The 18,494-nt window shown below is 44.4% G+C and carries 17 protein-coding genes and 1 pseudogene; 16 read left to right on the top strand and 2 right to left on the bottom strand.

What is annotated here, in order from left to right; all coding sequences use genetic code 11:
* The first annotated feature begins 6 nt into the window (after window positions 1-6).
* The 9 genes from LP667_RS07770 to LP667_RS07730 all read left to right on the top strand — a co-directional run bounded on the left by LP667_RS07770 (window position 7) and on the right by LP667_RS07730 (window position 8,466).
* Entirely contained in the window at window positions 7-462 is a 456-nt protein-coding gene (locus tag LP667_RS07770; protein WP_021731590.1) for a hypothetical protein, read from the top strand.
* Between the two features lie 180 nt (window positions 463-642).
* On the top strand, window positions 643-2,550 hold the full coding sequence (locus tag LP667_RS07765; RefSeq protein ID WP_021731589.1) for an ABC-F family ATP-binding cassette domain-containing protein: 1,908 nt from the start codon (window positions 643-645) through the stop codon (window positions 2,548-2,550).
* Window positions 2,551-2,562: 12 nt separating this feature from the next.
* Window positions 2,563-3,513, top strand: coding sequence for a thymidylate synthase (locus tag LP667_RS07760; protein ID WP_021731588.1), 951 nt, complete (start codon window positions 2,563-2,565; stop codon window positions 3,511-3,513).
* 10 nt (window positions 3,514-3,523) lie between these two features.
* Window positions 3,524-4,015: a dihydrofolate reductase gene (locus tag LP667_RS07755; protein WP_056988285.1), complete on the top strand. Its 492-nt coding sequence runs from the start codon at window positions 3,524-3,526 to the stop codon at window positions 4,013-4,015.
* Between the two features lie 105 nt (window positions 4,016-4,120).
* A complete protein-coding gene (locus LP667_RS07750; protein WP_021731586.1) occupies window positions 4,121-4,972 on the top strand; it encodes a DegV family protein in 852 nt (283 codons plus the stop codon).
* A 150-nt stretch (window positions 4,973-5,122) separates the two neighbouring features.
* Window positions 5,123-6,067 (top strand): SGNH/GDSL hydrolase family protein, encoded by a 945-nt coding sequence (locus LP667_RS07745; protein ID WP_056988286.1) that lies wholly within the window; start codon window positions 5,123-5,125, stop codon window positions 6,065-6,067.
* 12 nt (window positions 6,068-6,079) lie between these two features.
* Window positions 6,080-6,724 carry a YpmS family protein gene (locus LP667_RS07740; RefSeq protein ID WP_021731584.1) on the top strand — a complete coding sequence of 215 codons (645 nt, stop codon included), beginning with the start codon at window positions 6,080-6,082 and terminating at the stop codon, window positions 6,722-6,724.
* Between the two features lie 12 nt (window positions 6,725-6,736).
* Window positions 6,737-6,958: a YozE family protein gene (locus LP667_RS07735; protein ID WP_021731583.1), complete on the top strand. Its 222-nt coding sequence runs from the start codon at window positions 6,737-6,739 to the stop codon at window positions 6,956-6,958.
* 29 nt (window positions 6,959-6,987) lie between these two features.
* Complete coding sequence (locus LP667_RS07730; RefSeq protein WP_021731582.1) at window positions 6,988-8,466, top strand: S41 family peptidase; 1,479 nt, start codon at window positions 6,988-6,990, stop codon at window positions 8,464-8,466.
* Window positions 8,467-8,676: 210 nt separating this feature from the next.
* Here LP667_RS07730 and LP667_RS07725 read toward each other — a convergent pair whose 3' ends face one another.
* Window positions 8,677-9,684: an aldo/keto reductase gene (locus tag LP667_RS07725; RefSeq protein WP_056988287.1), complete on the bottom strand. Its 1,008-nt coding sequence runs from the start codon at window positions 9,682-9,684 to the stop codon at window positions 8,677-8,679.
* A gap of 477 nt (window positions 9,685-10,161) precedes the next feature.
* Here LP667_RS07725 and LP667_RS07720 point away from each other — a divergent pair, with 477 nt between their 5' ends.
* A complete protein-coding gene (locus LP667_RS07720; protein WP_307725414.1) occupies window positions 10,162-11,085 on the top strand; it encodes an amidohydrolase family protein in 924 nt (307 codons plus the stop codon).
* A 73-nt stretch (window positions 11,086-11,158) separates the two neighbouring features.
* Here the strand turns inward: LP667_RS07720 and LP667_RS07715 are convergent, their stop codons facing one another.
* Complete coding sequence (locus LP667_RS07715; RefSeq protein WP_021731577.1) at window positions 11,159-12,043, bottom strand: LysR family transcriptional regulator; 885 nt, start codon at window positions 12,041-12,043, stop codon at window positions 11,159-11,161.
* 220 nt (window positions 12,044-12,263) lie between these two features.
* Here LP667_RS07715 and LP667_RS07710 point away from each other — a divergent pair.
* From LP667_RS07710 to LP667_RS07685, 6 genes and pseudogenes are all read left to right on the top strand, one after another.
* Window positions 12,264-12,856: pseudogene (locus LP667_RS07710) on the top strand (DapH/DapD/GlmU-related protein).
* Window positions 12,857-12,871: 15 nt separating this feature from the next.
* Window positions 12,872-13,507, top strand: coding sequence for a putative quinol monooxygenase (locus LP667_RS07705; RefSeq protein ID WP_021731574.1), 636 nt, complete (start codon window positions 12,872-12,874; stop codon window positions 13,505-13,507).
* A gap of 27 nt (window positions 13,508-13,534) precedes the next feature.
* Window positions 13,535-14,488, top strand: coding sequence for an aldo/keto reductase (locus LP667_RS07700; protein WP_021731573.1), 954 nt, complete (start codon window positions 13,535-13,537; stop codon window positions 14,486-14,488).
* Window positions 14,489-14,854: 366 nt separating this feature from the next.
* Entirely contained in the window at window positions 14,855-16,330 is a 1,476-nt protein-coding gene (locus tag LP667_RS07695; protein WP_021731572.1) for an MFS transporter, read from the top strand.
* Between the two features lie 285 nt (window positions 16,331-16,615).
* Window positions 16,616-17,674, top strand: a complete 1,059-nt coding sequence (locus tag LP667_RS07690; RefSeq protein ID WP_021731571.1) for an LLM class flavin-dependent oxidoreductase — start codon at window positions 16,616-16,618, stop codon at window positions 17,672-17,674.
* Complete coding sequence (locus LP667_RS07685) at window positions 17,671-18,369, top strand: NADPH-dependent F420 reductase (protein ID WP_056988288.1); 699 nt, start codon at window positions 17,671-17,673, stop codon at window positions 18,367-18,369. Before LP667_RS07690 ends, LP667_RS07685 begins: the two co-directional genes overlap by 4 nt.
* Window positions 18,370-18,494 lie beyond the last annotated feature (125 nt).

Below are 18,494 nucleotides of genomic sequence, written 5' to 3'. Positions count from 1 at the left end.
ATTTAAATGGAACGAGCATTAGAAGCATTGAAATTTCATTTTCGGAATGGTGACACTTGGACAGTTCATCATCAAGATATCTCGGACCTATGGATTGGCCGGGTAACGACTAGTTATGGTCGGATTAAGGGTGGTCATATGACCATCATTCACCCTTGCAAGTCATTTAAAGCTGAATTTACACCAGATGCAGATGCTATCGATCCCGAAACGACACAGCTATCATCCGTAACCAGTGGGATGTTCGAACGGGTCACCCACTATCAAGATATTGAAAAAATTGATATTTTATTCGGTGATGAGCGGGGCAGCGAGCAAATTTATTTGCCATTTAAGCCACGAGATGCTGATGGCATCGACAATATTTATCAGACTAGTTCGTTAACCGCTGAAGGTAAGCTGCACTTAGTGGTTGACGACGAACGGACTGTTTTTGACGTTTATGGTGATCATAAAAATTAGTTCGTAATAAAACTCTTGGCGCCTAAATGGGCGCCAGGAGTTTTTTTATAAACGCATTTGGAAATTAGACCGTGATCATTAAGAAATATTAACTTTGATTTGCGCGTTTGTCAGTTGTGTTTTAGGTCGATTCTAGCTAAGATAGAACTTAATGATGTAAAAAAAGGGTGGATCGCAAGAATGCAAACTTTAAGAGCAGAAAATCTGACCCGAACTTATGGTGAGAAGACGTTATTTCATGATATTTCGTTTATTGTGAATGAACATGACCGGATTGGTGTCATTGGCGTTAATGGGTCCGGGAAAACGAATTTATTAGACGTATTAGCTGGGATTACGGCACCTGAAGCCGGACAACTGGTGATGCCGAAAAACTATACGATTGGTTATTTAAAACAAAAACCAGAACTTGATCAGAATCTGACGGTCATTGATGCCGTTCTAGCTGGTAGTCAGCAAGTCTTTCGGACAATTCGCCACTATGAGCAGACACTCGCAGCGTATGCTGATCGGCCAGAAGATCCGGCAACCCAAAAGGCTTACGTAGCAGCTGAAGACCAGATGAACCAGGAAGATGCGTGGACGGCGGAAAGTGACGTTAAAACAATTTTGACGCAACTACACATTACGGATCTGACACAAACGGTCAAGCAGATGTCCGGGGGCCAGCAAAAGCGGGTTGGTCTAGCTCAAGTTCTGATTCAGTCACCGGACTTATTATTATTAGATGAACCAACCAACCACCTTGATTTTGATTCGATTGAATGGTTGGAAAGCTATTTGGCCAGTTACAAAGGTGCGTTAATTGTGGTCACTCATGATCGGTACTTCTTAGACCAAGTCGCTAACCAGATGTTTGAATTGTCGTTTGGTGAGCTGCATAAGTATACTGGCAATTACCAAGACTTTGTTCAGGCTAAGGCAGAACGGGTCGCACGTGACGTCCTGGCTGAACATAAGCAACAGCAGCTGTATAAAAAGGAGCTGGCCTGGATGCGGGCGGGCGCGCCTGCGCGTAGTACGAAACAGCAGGGCCGGATTAATCGATTCAACGATTTAAAGGATAATTTAAATACGCTTCAAGTTGACAGTGACGTTGATATTTCGCTAGGCCAACAACGCTTGGGCAAGAAGGTCATTGAGCTGAAGGACGCCAGCTTGCAGTTTGAACGGCAAACGATCCTCGATCATTTTTCAATGTTGATTCAGGCCAATGATCGTATTGGGATTACGGGAATTAATGGTGCCGGTAAATCTAGTTTATTAAACGTGATTGCGGGCCGGCTACCACTTGATAGTGGGACGGTAACGATTGGTGAAACGGTCAAGCTGGCTTATTATACACAACAGACTGAGCCGATTCCGGGTGATAAGCGGATTATCAATTACTTACAAGAGGTTGGTGAAACGGTTCTCAACAAACAAGGTGAGCATGTTTCAGTGACTGAATTACTAGAAGAGTTTCTATTTCCGCGTTCGATGCATGGAACCTTGATTCGTAAGCTATCAGGAGGCGAGCAACGCCGCTTGTATTTACTGAAATTGTTAATGCAACAACCCAATGTACTATTGTTGGATGAACCAACCAATGATTTAGATATCGGGACGCTGACGGTGTTGGAAAATTATCTCGATAACTTTGTGGGGACCGTCATCACCGTTTCCCATGACCGCTATTTCTTGGACAAAGTTGGGACGAAACTCTTGATCTTTGATGGTCAGGGGCAGATCGAACGTTATTCTGGTCGCTTCTCCAGCTATTTAAAGGATCAAAAGGACGTCAATAAACCGATCAGTAAGTCTGCGACCAAGACTGTTGATCAATCGTCAGCAGATGAGGCTCCGACCCCAACAACTAAAAAAGTAAAGGTTAAGCTAACCTACGCAGAGCAACTGGAATATGACAAGATTGAAGGGATCATTGAGCAACTTGATACCCATAAAGGTGAAATTGAAGCTGCAATGGCTGAAAATGCTAGTGATTACGGCAAATTAGCTGATTTGCAAAAAGAATTGACTAAGACTGAGCAAACAATTGATGAGAAGATGGATCGCTGGGACTACCTCAGCCAGTATGCAGAAGCCTGAAAGGATGATCGCATGTTAGAAGATAGTTATTTACAACTTGCCCGCACCATTTTGGAACACGGCACGTATAAGGATGACCGTACCGGCACGGGGACTTACAGTGTGTTTGGTTATCAGATGCGTTTTGATCTCAGTCAAGGGTTCCCATTGCTGACTACTAAAAAAGTACCATTTGGCTTGATTAAGAGCGAATTACTGTGGTTTTTACACGGTGATACGAATATTCAGTATTTACTTCAACATCACAATCATATTTGGGATGAATGGGCGTTTAAAAACTGGGTAACGAGTCCCGATTATCAAGGCCCCGATATGACGAACTTTGAACATCGACGGTTAGATGATTCAGATTTCGCACCAATTTATCAAGCTCAGCTGCAAGCTTTTGATGAGCAAATATTAGAAGACGACGCGTTTGCGGCCAAGTATGGTAATTTGGGTGACGTCTACGGTGCGCAGTGGCGACACTGGCAAACACGCCAGGGTGAGACGATCGATCAAATTGCCAATGTTATTGAGATGATCAAGACACATCCGGATTCTCGTCGCTTGATCGTTTCTGCTTGGAACCCGGAAGACGTGCCGAACATGGCGTTGCCGCCGTGTCACACCTTGTTTCAATTTTATGTGGCGAATGGTAAGCTGTCTTGTCAGCTCTATCAACGTTCGGGGGACGTCTTCTTAGGGGTGCCGTTTAATATTGCAAGTTACGCACTACTGACCCACTTGATTGCTAAGGAAACCGGTTTAGAAGTCGGCGAATTCGTGCATACGCTGGGTGATGCGCATATTTATACGAACCATGTGGAACAGATCAAGACCCAGTTGGCACGTCAGCCGCGGCCGGCACCACAACTGGCATTAAGTGGCGCGCATACGAGTATCTTTGATTATCAAATGAGTGACATTAAGCTCACAGGCTACGATCCTGCACCGGCAATCAAGGCGCCGGTTGCGATTTAGGAGGGCTGTGATGATAGCTTTGATATGGGCGGAAGATCAGAATGGCTTGATTGGCAAACAGGGCCAGCTGCCTTGGCACTTGCCAGCCGATATGCGGCGGTTTAAGACGTTAACGACTGGTCATCATGTCGTGATGGGCCGTAAGACTTTTATGGGCTTTAAGCGGCCGCTCCCACGGCGAACGAACTGGGTGCTTTCGCAGCAGTCGGACTTAGTGTTACCGTCAGATGTGCACCGGTTAAGCAATGTTGCTGAGATTCAAACACTAGCCGCAGTACATCCGAATGAACCAATTTTTTTCATTGGTGGGGCCGTGGTCTTTGAGGCTGTCTTACCGGTGGCCGATTATTTATATCGGACTCGCATCAATGCAAGCTTTGAAGGGGATACCTGGATGCCGGCCGTGGATTACACGCAGTGGCAACTCGTGCACCAACAAATCGGGACGGTTGATGAGAAAAATCAGTATCCGTACGAATTTGATGATTTCCGTCGCCGTTAATTCAGTGGCAACCGTGAAACTCAGGCAGATTTCTGCTATACTGAAAGCATTAATTTATTGTAACGATTGTTTAAACGTTACAAGCATAAGAAAGCGTGGCAAAGTATGACGAAAATCAAGATTGTGACCGATTCTTCGGCAAATTTAACGGATGCCGAGGTAAAAAAATACGATATTACCGTGATTCCGTTGACTGTCATGATCGATGGCACCATTTACGTGGAAGATGAGACGATTACGCGTGAAGAGTTTATTGACAAGATGGCAACGGCTAAATCTTTACCAAAGACGAGCCAACCAGCGCTAGGGACGTTCATTGAGACGTTTGATAAGTTAGGTGCGGATGGTGCGAGTGTGATTTGTATCAACATGCTCGAAGCGATTTCTGGGACGGTGCATACGGCGGAACAAGCGGCTTCGATTACGAAGACCGATGTTACCGTTATTGATGCGCGGACAACCGACCGGGCGATGGCTTTTCAGGTCTTGAACGCTGCTAAATTAGCTCAAAGTGGCGCTGATAAGCAAACTGTGATTGACCAGATCCATGCGACTCAGGCCCATACGAAGTTATTCATGGGCGTCATGACCTTGAATAACCTCGTTGCTGGTGGTCGTGTTAGTCGGTTAACCGGGGCTATCAGTACGTTATTAAACGTTAAGATTGCCTTGGAAGTTGATGATGGCGCTTTAGATGTGAAGATGAAGGGCCGTGGCGTTAAAGCCATCAATAAGTTCTTCGATAAGGTTCTTGAAGATATTATTGCCACGCCGAACGTGGCGGAAGTTGCAATCTCACACGTTGGTGCCACGGAGCGCGTGGAAGAATATCGGGCGCGTCTACAAGCGGCACTCCCAAGTTTGAAAGTTAGCGTTCAACCAACGGTGCCAATTATTGCAACGCATGGTGGCCCAGGGGCGTTTGCCGTGGAATACCATACGCAGGCGCTAGCGTAAAGTGAACGAAGGGCCCACAGACAACTTGTCTACGAGCACTAACGGCGAATGGTGATCGTCCCGGTTGGGGATGGTGACCATTTTATTGTTCAGCGACGAGTTGTTAGTGGTCGGGAATGACAACTAAAGGGCTAGAAAGGTTGGAGGCCAATGTCCAAAGTTAAAGAAACAATCAAGGTCATTTTAGTGGTTGCGGTATTAGCGGCCGCGGTGTTTTTCGGGGTCAACTACTTGCTACATCCGCAAAATGAGTCGGCAACGACTAAACCAACCACGACTAAAAAGGCAAGTTCTAGCAAGACACAGCATAAAGCTAAAATTAATTTAGTAGCTGTGGGTGACTCCTTAACAGAAGGGGTCGGCGATGAGGCCGAGGGTGGCTATGTCGGTCAAATCAAAAAGACGTTGGCGACGAAGCAAAAGCTCAAGGTAACCACCACGAATGCCGGTAAGTCCGGTGATCGGAGTGACCAGATTTTAGCACGTATTAATAAGTCGACAGCGTTACAACAAAAAATTGCCAAGGCGGATGTGATTACCGTGACGGTGGGTGGTAATGATCTGCTGCAAACGCTGGAAGGGTCACTAACTTCTAACAATACGGCGAAAAACAACGCCACGGTCGCCAAAGCACAGACGTTATATGCCAATAAATTGACTAAATTATTTAATAAATTACAAAGTTTGAACAGTTCCGCGTCGGTGTTTGTCTTTAGCATCTATAATCCAATTTATGTGAACTTTCCAAATGTGACGTCGATCACGCATTACATTAGCCAGTGGAATGATCAGACGCAGACGACGGTTAGTCAATATAAGCACACGTACTTTATGGATATCAATTGGACCATGTCACACGGCCAGTACCAGACGGCGGCACAGATTCGCAAGTTGAAGCAAGCGGCTAGTGCAACGACTTTAACGAGTCTGACAAGTTCTAAGGCAATCACGGGGGCTTTGAAGACTGAAAATAAGACGAATGATTTAATCTCGACGGCCGATAATTTCCATCCCAATAAACGGGGTTACCGTGTGTTTACGACCAAGTTGTATCAGGCCATGATGGCTCATGATGCTTGGTTGATTAAGAAGTAAGGAGGAAATGAGATGCGGGAAGCACAACGAACTAAGCAAGCACCAACACCTAAACAGCCGAAGACGGGCGGACCAGTCAATATTTGGAAATGGGTCGCCGTGGCTTTAATTGCGTTGATCGTGGGAACGGGTGCCTATATGGGGACGCAGGTCTTACGCTCGCCAAGTGAAAGTACGAGTCTAACGGCTGCCAGTAATACGGATGCCGCTAGTGTTCCAATTACAATGAATCGGCAACAACTGAACGCGCTCGCTAGTTATTATTTGAATGACTTGCAAAAGGGTCAGGATATGAAGTACCGGTTCGTCGTCCGTTCGACCGGAGCTTATTTGCTAGGAACGACGAAGGTGCTTGGTCAGGATGTGTCCTTTGTGATCACAATGCAGCCAAGTGTTATCGATAACGGTAATATTTCGCTCAAGGCGACTAATTTATCAGTGGGAACGATGTCCTTACCAATCAGTTTTGTAATTAATTATATTAATAATAATTATAAGACACCTAAGTGGGTCAAGTTGAACGCTAAGAAGAAGACAATCGACTTGTACTTGAATAAACTGGTCGGCAAACACGATGTTCGCTATAGCGTTGACAAGCTTGACTTGAAAAACGATCAATTTAAGTTTGAAATGCACATTCCAAAGACGAGTGACTAAAGGGGTGAATTCATGCACAAAACATTTTACACATTTTTGATGACGCAGCGGAACCCAGACAGTACTGATGCCATCGCCGAATTTGCGAATAACGCGTTTTTGGATCAATCATTTCCAAAACAAAGTAAGGATTTTCATGAGCTTTCACAATATTTAGAGTTGAATGCTAGCTATCTTCCAACGATGACGGTTTTTGATGACGCGTGGCAGGCCTATTTGGCGAGTGAAGCTTAAATTAATTTGTAGGAAAGAGGACGTTCGGTATGTCAGAGGAACCCAAACAAACCAATCCACACTTGAAAAAGGAACAGCGGCCCAAGCGCCGGGTTGGATTATGGACGTATATTATTTCAATCGTGGTGGCACTAGGCATTGGGGTTGGCGGGACGTACTGGCTGATTGGCCGGCAAGTGAACGCCCAACTCAGCAGTATGCAACAGACTAGTAAAGCGATGAAAAAGATCGAATCAGTTTATGAAACGATCAATGAGAATTACTACAAACCGGTCAATGCGAATAAGTTGGCCAACGGTGCCATTAACGGCATGGTCAATTCGTTAGGTGATAAATTTTCCGAGTACATGGACAAGAGTGAGACGGAAAGTCTGAATGACACGATCGACAGTTCATTTTCTGGAATTGGTGCTCAGGTTCAAAAGTCTGGCAATTATGTTCAAATAATTTCACCAATTGCTGGTACGCCAGCTAAGAAAGCTGGTTTGAAACCGAAGGATATCATTAAGACGGTCAATGGTAAGTCAGTGGCCGGTAAGACCTTGACACAGACGGTTAACATGATGCGTGGTAAGGTCGGTACGACGGTCAAGTTGACGATCGAACGCAGTGGTCAAACCTTTAGCGTTAGTTTGAAGCGCGCGAAGATTCCAGTGACGACCGTTGATTACAAATTGGTCGGTGGCGATAAGAAGATTGGTTATATTACGGTATCGACTTTTTCAACGAATACCGCTAAGGAGTTTAAGACGGCGTTGAAGGCACTCGATAAGAAGGGCGCCAAGAAGTTAGTCATCGATATGCGTGGCAACCCTGGTGGCCTGATGACAGCTGCTTTAAAGATGGCCTCGATCTTCTTGAAGAACGGTAAAACGATCATGCAGGTCCAAGCACGCGATGGTTCGACCGAAAAGTACACCGCATCCAAGAAGTATGATGGTGGCTTTAAAGAAACGAAGACAACGACCGTCTTAATTGATGGTGGGAGTGCTTCGGCAGCTGAAATCTTCTCCGCAGCCTTGCATCAATCGGCAGGTGTTAAACTGGTCGGGTCACAGTCATATGGTAAGGGGACCGTTCAAACGGTGACGACTTTTAATGATAAGACTGAGATGAAGATCACGGTCGCAAAGTGGCTGACACCAAATGGCACTTGGATCAACAAGAAGGGCTTAACACCTGATGTTAAAGCTGATGAACCGAGTTATGCAAGCTTGACGGTTATTAGCAAGGTCAGTGACTTACAAGCTGACAAGGTCAATAGCAATGTCAAGACGTTCCAGAAGTATTTGCAAGCCTTAGGCTACTTTAAAGGAACCGTTAATGGCTACTTTGGTGATTCAACCACCAGTGCGGTCAAGCAGTATCAAAAGCATGCCAAGTTAACGGTCAATGGCAAGGTTGATAAACAGACGTTGGCCAAGATCGAGACTGAATTAGCTAACAAGATCAGTGATAATGACCGGGCTTACGATGCGGCAATGAAATTGATTGAAAAGACGAATTAAGTTCGGTTGAGCGTAGATAATTTAAAGGCGCAATCAAAAATCATTTGATTTTTGATTGTGCCTTTTTTGTCGCCTAATTTTAAACTGATTAAGTAGTCAGCAAAGACCATATTGTACGTACTTGTCTTTTAAGATTGCTGTCGTCCCAATTGATTTGGCAAGCAGGAGTCCTACTATGAAACCTTTAATTGGACTAAATACATGGTGTTATTACCGTTGATAGTCAGTAGTTCCCGGTGCGTAAGCGCCGACGACGGGATGTGGTAAGTATGGGGCCTCTAAGGCTTGAATGTCACTGGCGTCTAATTTAACCTTTAACGCATCGATGGCACTCGTCAAATGTGCAACCTTGGTGGCACCGATGATTGGAGCAGTTACCTCTGGTTTTTGTAATAACCAAGCGAGGGCAATTTGTGAACGATTGACGCCATGCTTGCGAGCGACCTGTCCAACTGCATCGATGATGGCCTGATCCTCAGATTCGGTAGCACCATACTTTGAGACTTGGACGGTATCCGTTTGTGACCGTTGAGTTGTCTGGTTAGGCTGGTGTGCCAGCCGCCCGGATGCGAGGGGGGAGTATGGTGTTACAGCAATATTTTGATCAGCACACAGTGGTAACATTTCACGCTCCTCTTCACGATACAGAAGATTTAGGTGGTTTTGCATTGAAACGAATTCAGTCCAACCATTGGCTTTAGCAATTGCTTGGGCCTTTTCAAATTGCCAAGCGTACATTGCGGAAGCACCAATATAGCGTGCTTTACCAGATTGAACAACCTGATGTAATGCAGCCATTGTTTCCTCGATTGGTGTGTGATAATCCCAACGATGAATAATATAGAGGTCAACGTAATCCATATTAAGTCGGGTTAAACTCTTGTCGAGCTGAGTAAAAATTGCTTTTCTAGAGAGTCCGGCCAAATTAGGAGCATTCTTTTCGGTAAAAAATACCTTAGTTGCGACAATTATTTGGTCACGGTCTGCCAGTTGGTTTAATGCCGATCCCAGTAGTCGTTCACTATCACCATGTGAATAAATATTTGCCGTATCAAAGAAGTTCAGTCCTAGGTCGAGGGCTTTCTTAACAATCTGTGTGCTTTCCGGTTCACCAATTGCCCAGGGAAACATGCTATTTCCGGGAGTGCCGAAGCCCATCGTCCCTAAACAAAGCGGTGAAACTTGTAAACCCGTATGACCAAATTGACGATATTCCATAATGCTTCACTCCATTTGTGTTTTAATCTATTGCTAGTTTTTATTGTAAGCAGAATATTGAAAATTGGCTAATAACCATTTTGAATCGATTAATATACGCTTAGGACATACGTGGTGTGCCAGTTGTTGTTTAGCATTAATCATGGTTCGCGACTGATTAACTAACGCAACGTGTATTGGCCAACCAACACTAGCAACTAAGGAGATTGATGTATACACTATATACATAGATGTCAATTAAGTATAAGCATTAGACAATTTGGTGAGATATAGCTATTCTAATCATTAGCAGTTAGTGGTAAGCGTTACTAACAGGCATAATTGTTGTTACAAGAACCGTCAGTAACTTTTTTGACTGATATACTGTGGTTTGTCAGTTACGAAATCGTAGACGAAGTGGCGCTCTGAATGAACGTTTAAAGCCAAATTAAAGTCAAATAATCGAAATGAGTTAATACAGAAAGTGTGATTAATAATTTGATAACTGAAAATGTTCCAATTGATATTTTTGCCCACGTACTAGCACCCCAATTTTATCAACGGATGTTAACGATTGACCATACTATTCCTGACCAGGCTGCGTATATCAATAACCAGGCTTTACTTGATCTCAAGTATCGCCAAGCAAAACAGATTGTAGCTACGCGGCAGGTAATTAGTATGGTTAACCTGAACCCTGAAGATTATGTTGATTCTGAGCAAGCGTTGGCACTTTGTTGGGCTGCTAATGAAGAGTTAGCGGCGATGGCTGCACAAAATCCCAATCAATTTATTGGGGCAGTTGCCATGGTGCCAATGAATAATCTTGCTGGCGCATTAAAGATTATGACTGAACAGGTAATGGGGAATCCTAAGCTACTTGGTATTCAGCTTTTTACCCGGGCTTTAGGGAAAAGTATTGCGACTATTGACTATGAACCCTTGTTCGCGATGGCATCGACGTTAGCGTTACCGATTTGGTTACATCCAATTTTTGATACTCGTAAACCAGATAATAATATTGTTTTTAGTTGGGAATATGAATTAACCCAGGCGATGCAACAACTAGTTTTGAAGGGTGTTTTTCAGCGCTATCCACAACTAAAAGTTATCGTTCATCATGCTGGTGGGATGGTACCATTCTTTGCGGGTCGGATCAATGCCATTCTGACACCGCAACAAGCTCGCGATTTTCATAAGTTCTTTGTCGATACAGCTATCCTAGGTAATCCACTGGCATTAGACCTGACCGTTGCTTTTTTCGGTGCTGACCATGTTTTATTTGGGACGGATGCGCCCTTTGGAAGCTTACCGGTCGGTGCCAGTGCCATGATTTTAAAAGCAATTACCAAAATGCACATCAGTGATCAAGAAAAGCAACAGATCGAATTCACTAATGCGTTACGCCTTTTGAATCAATAATTGAGCTAAGTTAAGGATTATGAAGATTACGGGAACAAGTTTCTGGATGTGAAAACCGTATTTTTAGTAGGGATTACGAAATAAATAGTTGCGTTTTTAAAAAGTCAATCAATGATCGGGCAGGTTTACTAAGCGGAACGTCTTGGCGCCAAATTAAAAAATGCGCTAGATTGTGTTCAGGCTGAAATGGGATGAACTTTAAGTGACTGGTTTTTGGAAGGGCCACCCCTTCAATACAAATGAGAACACCCAGACCATTCGCCGCTAAAGCGGTCGCATTGGTTAATAGATTATATTCACCAACGATTTGCAAGGCCTGGTTCGCTGGTGACAACCAAGCATTCAGCTCAGTTTTGACCAATTGTCGATGGGGGATGATTACTGACTGATTTTTCAAATCAGCTATCTGGACGAACTTTTGCTGATAGAGGTGATTTGTTTTGGAAACGGCAACGCCCCAACGATCATTAATGTGTAGTCGTCGCGCGTGATATTTTGCGGCATTGATTGGAGTCGAGACAAAGCCGATTTCTAATAAGTTCTGATCCAACCGATCTTGAATGGCAGTTCCATCAGCGTCGTAAAAATCAAAATTAACATTCGGATTTTGCTGGTGAAAGGCGACTAATAGTGGTGCCAGTTCAGCCATTAAAGCTGATTCAACACAACCAATATTAATGGTACCAGTCAGAGCATCGTTATTGATGTTCTTGATTAATTGATTCGTCTGGTTTAATTCAGTTAGGATCTGTTGAACTTTTAGCTGATAGGTTAGCCCTGCCTTAGTTAATGTCATTCGATGTTTTTCGCGGGTAAAGAGCGGCACTTCTAATTGTGATTCTAACTGTTGAATTTGACGACTCAAGGTCGGTTGAGCAACATGTAATTCACGTGCTGCGGCGGAAATCGTTCCGAGTCGTGCAATGGTTAGAAAGTAATTTAATATACGTGTTTCCATATTCGAGCCTCACTATTTGTTTTCGGTATCAATATACATTTATTATAGGACTTTTGCATTCATAATGAAAAAATTGTCCGATATTCTGTGACGAAAATGATGGTGCAGCGCAAATTATTAAAAAATTTGTTCCGTTAACTAGTGAATTTGTTTTTAAAACTTGTTAATGAATCAAAAGAACAATTGATTGCAAGTAATAATTGGGATTTAAGAAAGGAAGATGTTCTTGACACTTACTGAACACGAAAAATTATTAGCAGGACAAGACTACGACTATCGTGACCCTGAGTTACAACGGTTATTGGCTCGGGGTAAAACGTTAGTCCAACGAATGAATACGCAAACCGATGCTGAAAGCCGTAGTAGATCGATTCATGAGCTATTTCACGCAGCCGGCCAGCGAGTTACCATCAATGGTCATTTTGAAGCAATCTATGGAGACCATATTTCAGTTGGTGATGATGTCTTTATCAATGGCAATTGTTATTTTCAGGATTCAAATCGGATTACGTTGGGAAATCGGGTCATTATTGCGCCTGATACTAAATTTTATTGCGGCCAACATTCCCTTGATGCCCGTAAACGTTTTGGGATTCGGTCTGATGGAGTCGTTATTTAATCACCCATACAGCGCCTATCACGGTTGGTGATGATGTTTGGATTGGTGGTAATGTGACGATTATCGGTGGTGTTCACATTGGACATAATGTTGTGATAGCAGCTGGAGCCGTGGTAGTGACGGATGTTCCCGATAACCAAATCGTTGGCGGTGTCCCGGCAAAAAGGATTAAGTCATTACCAGCACTTGACTAGCGAAAGGAGCCTCAGATGGCGGTAAATCAACAGTTAATATTTCGACGATACCAGCTACAAATCAATGTGACTGACCAAGCACGGTTTGCTGCGGAAGGCCAGTATAATATGACGACTTCTTTAGTAACTGGACCAGGGACGTTAGCAATGTATGCAACGCATACTGATCAAGTGGGCACGCATAACGTTATTTTTGAACTTTATCGCGACCCAGCGAGTTACCAGATACACACCAATTCGCCCCAGTTTAAGCGATATGGTCAATTGGCGCAAACGGTCGTTACTAAAAAATCAATTGATGAGTTGCACTTGCAACACATAGTGAGCCCGCCAGCCGGCTTGATGGTGAGTGGAACCAATACTAATCAGGTCCTATCACTGGATTTCACTATTGCGCCTGAGCTTAATACACAATTTGAAACGGATTTGGCATCCCAAATTGCTGTAAGAAAGCAACAATTAGCTCTTTATACTGCCACTTTTGTTGATCAGACCACGCACTGGTTAATTTTGTTGACCTATCTCAATCAGCACGATTTAGCCAATTATTCCGATCAATGGCTAATTTGGCTAAAGACGTATACTGAGTGCATAATCAAAACTGTTCTGGACGTTGATACTATGGTGATGCAGCCCGATCTGTCTGACTAGCACTTGAAAACGAAAGGGATTAATAAAATGCCACAATTAAATGAAACGTTACCAGCTGTTGCACTAGGAACTTGGTCTTGGGGAGCGGGAATGGCTGGTGGCGACCAGGTTTTTGGAAACCATTTATTTGGAGATGACTTAAAGCCGGTTGTTGAAAGTGCCATGCGGCAAGGACTGAACTTATTTGACACGGCTTATGCTTATGGGGTGGGTGCTTCGGAACAAATCTTGGGTGATCTATTAAAGCCCTATCAACGGCAAGACTATTTATTATCGACCAAGTTTACCCCGCAAATGGCTAGTGGTGAACGTGCAGTTGCCGCAATGTTGGCGGGAAGTTTACAACGGTTAAACACAGATTACATCGATATTTATTGGATTCACAATCCGGCGGACATTGAAAAATGGACCCCGCAATTAATTCCATTAGTTAAAAATGGTCAAGTTAAGCGCGTTGGTGTATCGAATCACAATTTAGCCCAACTAAAGCGGGTCAATGAAATTCTTGGGGCTGAAGGGCTTCAAGCATCCGCTGTTCAGAATCATTATAGTTTACTCTATCGTTCATCGGAAGAAGCGGGCTTACTTGATTACTGTCGTGAACACGATATCAATTTTTTCGCATACATGGTGCTTGAACAGGGGGCCTTGTCTGGAAAGTATGATGCCCAGCACCCATTACCTGCAGGGAGTCAACGCGCGGAAACATATAACAAAGTTTTACCACAACTTGAAGACTTAACTGCCGCTATGAAACAAATTGGTACTGTTCAGGATGCGTCAGTTGCTGAAATTGCCACGGCTTACGCGATGCAGAAGGGAACCATTCCAATTGTTGGTGTGACTAAGGAAAAGTATGTTGCCGATGAAGTTAAGGCCAGCCAGTTGCAGTTGTCTACTACTGATATTGAAACTTTAGAAAGGCTTGCAACTAAGACTGGTATCAATCCGCAGGCGGCGTGGGAAGACGCAATGAATTAACGAGTTAACTTTAAAATGGCCATAAAACTAATTCGACAGCAATTGTGTTATGCATCGCACAGTTGCTGTCGAATTGTCTTTTACGGTCACTTGACTTAAGTCAGCCAAATTATCACATGCAAGTAGACGTTGTTGTTTGATGGTTGGATGTTGATTGAAAGAATTCCAGTACTATCTTAATCTTGGGATGGTCACTAACTTTAAATTGTGTTTTGGAACTTGCCTTTTGGTGGGGGTAAAGCGGTATACTAGAAATTGTGCGTTAATTGATCAGTATGAAATAGTGAATTTCAACGGGTTGGATTGAGGTAACTTTTAGCTGAACGACTGACGAGATGTTTAGCAATTATAGAAAGAAGTTTTGTTGTGAATCGACGGGCCATTTATTTTGTTCAGGGCGCCCTGTTGCTATCGAACGTTATGGCTGGTATCGATAGTACGAATGTGAATACGGCGCTACCAGCAATTATTGCGGATTTACACGGTCTACGGTTAATGGCGTGGATCGTGGCCGTTTTCTTACTAGGAACGGCAGTTTCAACCTTGATCTGGTCAAAAATGGGTGAGCGCTTTGGTAATAAGCGGGCTTATCAAATGACGACGGCACTCTTTATTGTCGGCTCCTTACTACAAGGATTAGCACCCAATATCTGGTTTTTGATTATTGCTCGGGGGATTGCGGGTCTTGGCAACGGGGGGATGATTTCCTTACCTTACATCATGTATGCGGATATTTTTAAGAATCCGCGTGACCGAATGCGGGCACTAGGACTAGTCTCAGCTTGCTTTAGTATGGCAACGATTATTGGCCCCATGGTCGGTGGTGTGATTGTCGATGTGTGGTCTTGGCACTGGATCTTTTACTTGAACGTGCCGATTGGGATTTTATCGGCCGTGTTGCTACAGATCTTTTATCAGGAACCGAAGCGGCCACATAATCTAAAACCAATGGACCGTGCCGGAGCAGCCTTGATGGCGATCGGCATCATCAGCTTACTTGGCGGGATCGAATTGATTGGCATGGTGTCGCTGTGGATCGTTGCGATTGTGATTATCGTCGCCTTGATCATGCTAGGAAGCTTGACCGTGGTTGAACGGCAGGCGGTGGACCCAGTTATTCCCGGCCGGTTGTTTAAGAATCCAGCGTTAGTTATCGATTTTGGACTGTTCGTGCTCATTTGGGGCGCTTTTGTGGCCTTCTTGACTTATAGTCCAATGTGGGCGCAAGGCTTATTAGGGACGTCGGCATTAATTGGTGGTGCCACGCAGATTCCGAGTGCGTTCGCTAACTTTGGTGGTAGTGAATCAGTTCCTTGGTTACGTCGGCACTTAACACCGCACCGGGTCTTGACACTCAATATTATCATTTTGACCTTGACCTTTGTGCCGTTAATGATTGGTGGTGTCAAACTCCCATACTGGGTCTTATTACTCGCAGGTTTCTTTGAGGGCTGGGGTAACGGAGCTTGTTTTAATGAATTACAAGTTAAAGTGCAAGTGGACGCTGATCAACGTGATATCCCAGTGGCGACCTCGTTTAGTTATTTGATTCGGATGCTCAGCCAGACGTTTACCACGGCTATCTTTGGGCTAATCATGAACCAAGCGTTGACCAGTGGGGTGGCACAATCGGATGGTAAAATCACCATGGCGATGATGAATCAGTTGAGTGATGCTAGTCGGGCGGGCCAGTTGCCAGCGCACCTAGTGCCGATGATGCGCGGTATCTTACACACAGGACTACAAAATATCATGATTGTGGCGTTCGGATTAATGATTGTCGCTTTAGTGATCAACTTATGGGCACAACGTCATGAGACGCAGCGGCAGTTACGAGCCTAGGCATTGCGTTTTAAGCTGGGGTATTGCAATTATTATTTGTGCGCATCAACTTATAGATGAGTTATGGAGAGGTATTCTAATTGAATACCTCTTTTTAGTCTGCCGCCGATGGTTGTATCAGTGAATGACTACCGGATCGGCACCCATCTAATTAGCAGGTTATTTTAATCATGATTGATGACTAGCAAGCTGTACCTATCAGTTGCATTTAAAGCGCGAATACGTTATATTAACATCAATCACTTACTAAAAGTAAGCAAAACGAAAGTAATGGGGGCCATTAAAATGATTGATGTTAATCAACTAGAATTTGGGTTAGAAACATTTGGGGATATTGTGGCGAACGCGGATGGTAGTTTACAGTCGGCGGGCGAGTCATTGCGCCAAATCGTGCGCGAAGGTCAGTTAGCGGATCAGTATGGGCTGGATATTTTTGGAATTGGTGAACATCACCGACCAGACTACAGCGTCTCAAGTCCGGAAACGGTGTTGGCAGCCACCGCTGCCGTGACCCAGCACATCAAATTAGCGTCAGCAGTAACGGTGCTGAGTTCCGATGACCCGGTTCGGGTTTATGAACGGTTTGCAACGTTAGACGGTCTGTCTAATGGGCGCGCCCAAGTGATGTTAGGACGGGGATCGTTTACCGAATCGTTCCCGTTATTTGGCTATGATCTGACGGATTATGATGACCTATTTAACGAAAAACTCGCACTATATGACCAACTGCGAACGGAAAAACCAGTGACTTGGTCGGGTAAGTTTCGGGCCCCGTTAACGAATCAAGACGTGTATCCAAAGACGGCTACTGGTGAACTTGAGACTTACATCGGGATTGGTGGTTCACCAGAATCAATTATTCGCGCGGCTAAGATTGGCTATAAAGTCATCATTGCAATCATCGGTGGTCGGGCGGACCGATTTAAACCGTATATCAAACTGTATCATGAAGCCGCTAAAAAATTCAATCAGCCAGCTTATCCGATTGCGGTGCATTCACATGGATTCATTGCGGATGATCAGGATGAGGCCTTGACGGTGGCTTATCAAAATATCAAAGCTAATTTTGATCGCATTGGATTGACTCGGGGCTGGGCGCCAATGAGTCATGAGCAGTTTGATCGTGAAACAAAGTATGGGTCGTTTTATGTTGGGACGCCGAGCGTGGTTGCCCAACGGATCGTGACGACGATTGAAACACTGGGGCTGGGGCGCTTTGACTTAGTATACGGGGCCGGTAATCAAACGGCGGCTCAACGTGAACGAATGATTGAGTTGTATGCGACACAGGTGATTCCACAAGTTAAAGCTATTTTACAAGCGAAGCAGGTGACGACTAAATGACAATCAAAAACGTTGGGATTCTCGGCGCCGGTAAAGTTGGCATTGTCTTAGCAGAACTTGCATTGGCGGCCGGTTATAACGTTCGCATTTCAGGCTCTGGCAAAGTAAGCAAAATTGAACTAACGATTCAAACACTGGTTCCGGGTGCAATTGCGTCGGAAAATCAGGATGTCATCGCCAACAGTGAGTTAATTATTTTAGCATTGCCGCTGAGTCGTTACCGGCAAATCCCGGCTACGGCGCTTGATGGCAAACTTGTAATTGACGCTATGAATTATTGGTGGGAAACAGACGGGGTACGGGAAGAAGTTCTGGATCCCCAGACGTCCTCCAGCGAACAAGTCCAGCAATACTTCAAAGGGAGCCATCTGGTTAAAACATTGAATCATATGGGTTATCATAATCTGCAAGAAGACGCCAGACCTAATGGCGATCCGGCGCGGAAGGCCCTATTGGTAGCTGGTGATGAGCCCCAAGCCGTAGCAACTGTGGCCCACTTTGTGGAGACGCTTGGGTTTGATCCCATTAGCTATCCCCGACTGGCGAATGGTATTATGACTGAGCCCGGCAGTCCGTTATTTGGATCCAGTTTAAGTGCGACCGCGCTTCAGCAAATCATTGATCATTTTGATGAAACTGATTTTGGCCGTGCGCTGGCGGGTAAACATGTATTGGATGTTGAAACAAACGAGTAGTCACGGCAAGACAAAAACGACATTCGAGTTGAATGCCGTTTTTTCGTGACTTTAGCTGGTTAGATGATACAGTAATCAGCGCAAGCCTAATTCAAACATGATAGAATAAATTTGGAAGCCGAATA

The organism is Lactiplantibacillus paraplantarum, assembly GCF_003641145.1.
Lineage (GTDB): Bacteria > Bacillota > Bacilli > Lactobacillales > Lactobacillaceae > Lactiplantibacillus > Lactiplantibacillus paraplantarum.
Note: the sequence above shows the minus strand (reverse complement) of the source record. Positions and strands in the feature narration are given on the sequence as shown.

What these genes read in the sequence shown, in the direction of transcription:
- LP667_RS07770 (WP_021731590.1), top strand. Translation starts at nt 7, where the DNA reads ATGGAACGAGCATTAGAAGCATTGAAATTTCATTTTCGGAATGGTGAC.
- LP667_RS07765 (WP_021731589.1), top strand. Translation starts at nt 643, where the DNA reads ATGCAAACTTTAAGAGCAGAAAATCTGACCCGAACTTATGGTGAGAAG.
- LP667_RS07760 (WP_021731588.1), top strand. Translation starts at nt 2,563, where the DNA reads ATGTTAGAAGATAGTTATTTACAACTTGCCCGCACCATTTTGGAACAC.
- LP667_RS07755 (WP_056988285.1), top strand. Translation starts at nt 3,524, where the DNA reads ATGATAGCTTTGATATGGGCGGAAGATCAGAATGGCTTGATTGGCAAA.
- LP667_RS07750 (WP_021731586.1), top strand. Translation starts at nt 4,121, where the DNA reads ATGACGAAAATCAAGATTGTGACCGATTCTTCGGCAAATTTAACGGAT.
- LP667_RS07745 (WP_056988286.1), top strand. Translation starts at nt 5,123, where the DNA reads ATGTCCAAAGTTAAAGAAACAATCAAGGTCATTTTAGTGGTTGCGGTA.
- LP667_RS07740 (WP_021731584.1), top strand. Translation starts at nt 6,080, where the DNA reads ATGCGGGAAGCACAACGAACTAAGCAAGCACCAACACCTAAACAGCCG.
- LP667_RS07735 (WP_021731583.1), top strand. Translation starts at nt 6,737, where the DNA reads ATGCACAAAACATTTTACACATTTTTGATGACGCAGCGGAACCCAGAC.
- LP667_RS07730 (WP_021731582.1), top strand. Translation starts at nt 6,988, where the DNA reads ATGTCAGAGGAACCCAAACAAACCAATCCACACTTGAAAAAGGAACAG.
- LP667_RS07725 (WP_056988287.1), bottom strand. Translation starts at nt 9,684, where the DNA reads ATGGAATATCGTCAATTTGGTCATACGGGTTTACAAGTTTCACCGCTT.
- LP667_RS07715 (WP_021731577.1), bottom strand. Translation starts at nt 12,043, where the DNA reads ATGGAAACACGTATATTAAATTACTTTCTAACCATTGCACGACTCGGA.
- LP667_RS07705 (WP_021731574.1), top strand. Translation starts at nt 12,872, where the DNA reads ATGGCGGTAAATCAACAGTTAATATTTCGACGATACCAGCTACAAATC.
- LP667_RS07700 (WP_021731573.1), top strand. Translation starts at nt 13,535, where the DNA reads ATGCCACAATTAAATGAAACGTTACCAGCTGTTGCACTAGGAACTTGG.
- LP667_RS07690 (WP_021731571.1), top strand. Translation starts at nt 16,616, where the DNA reads ATGATTGATGTTAATCAACTAGAATTTGGGTTAGAAACATTTGGGGAT.
- LP667_RS07685 (WP_056988288.1), top strand. Translation starts at nt 17,671, where the DNA reads ATGACAATCAAAAACGTTGGGATTCTCGGCGCCGGTAAAGTTGGCATT.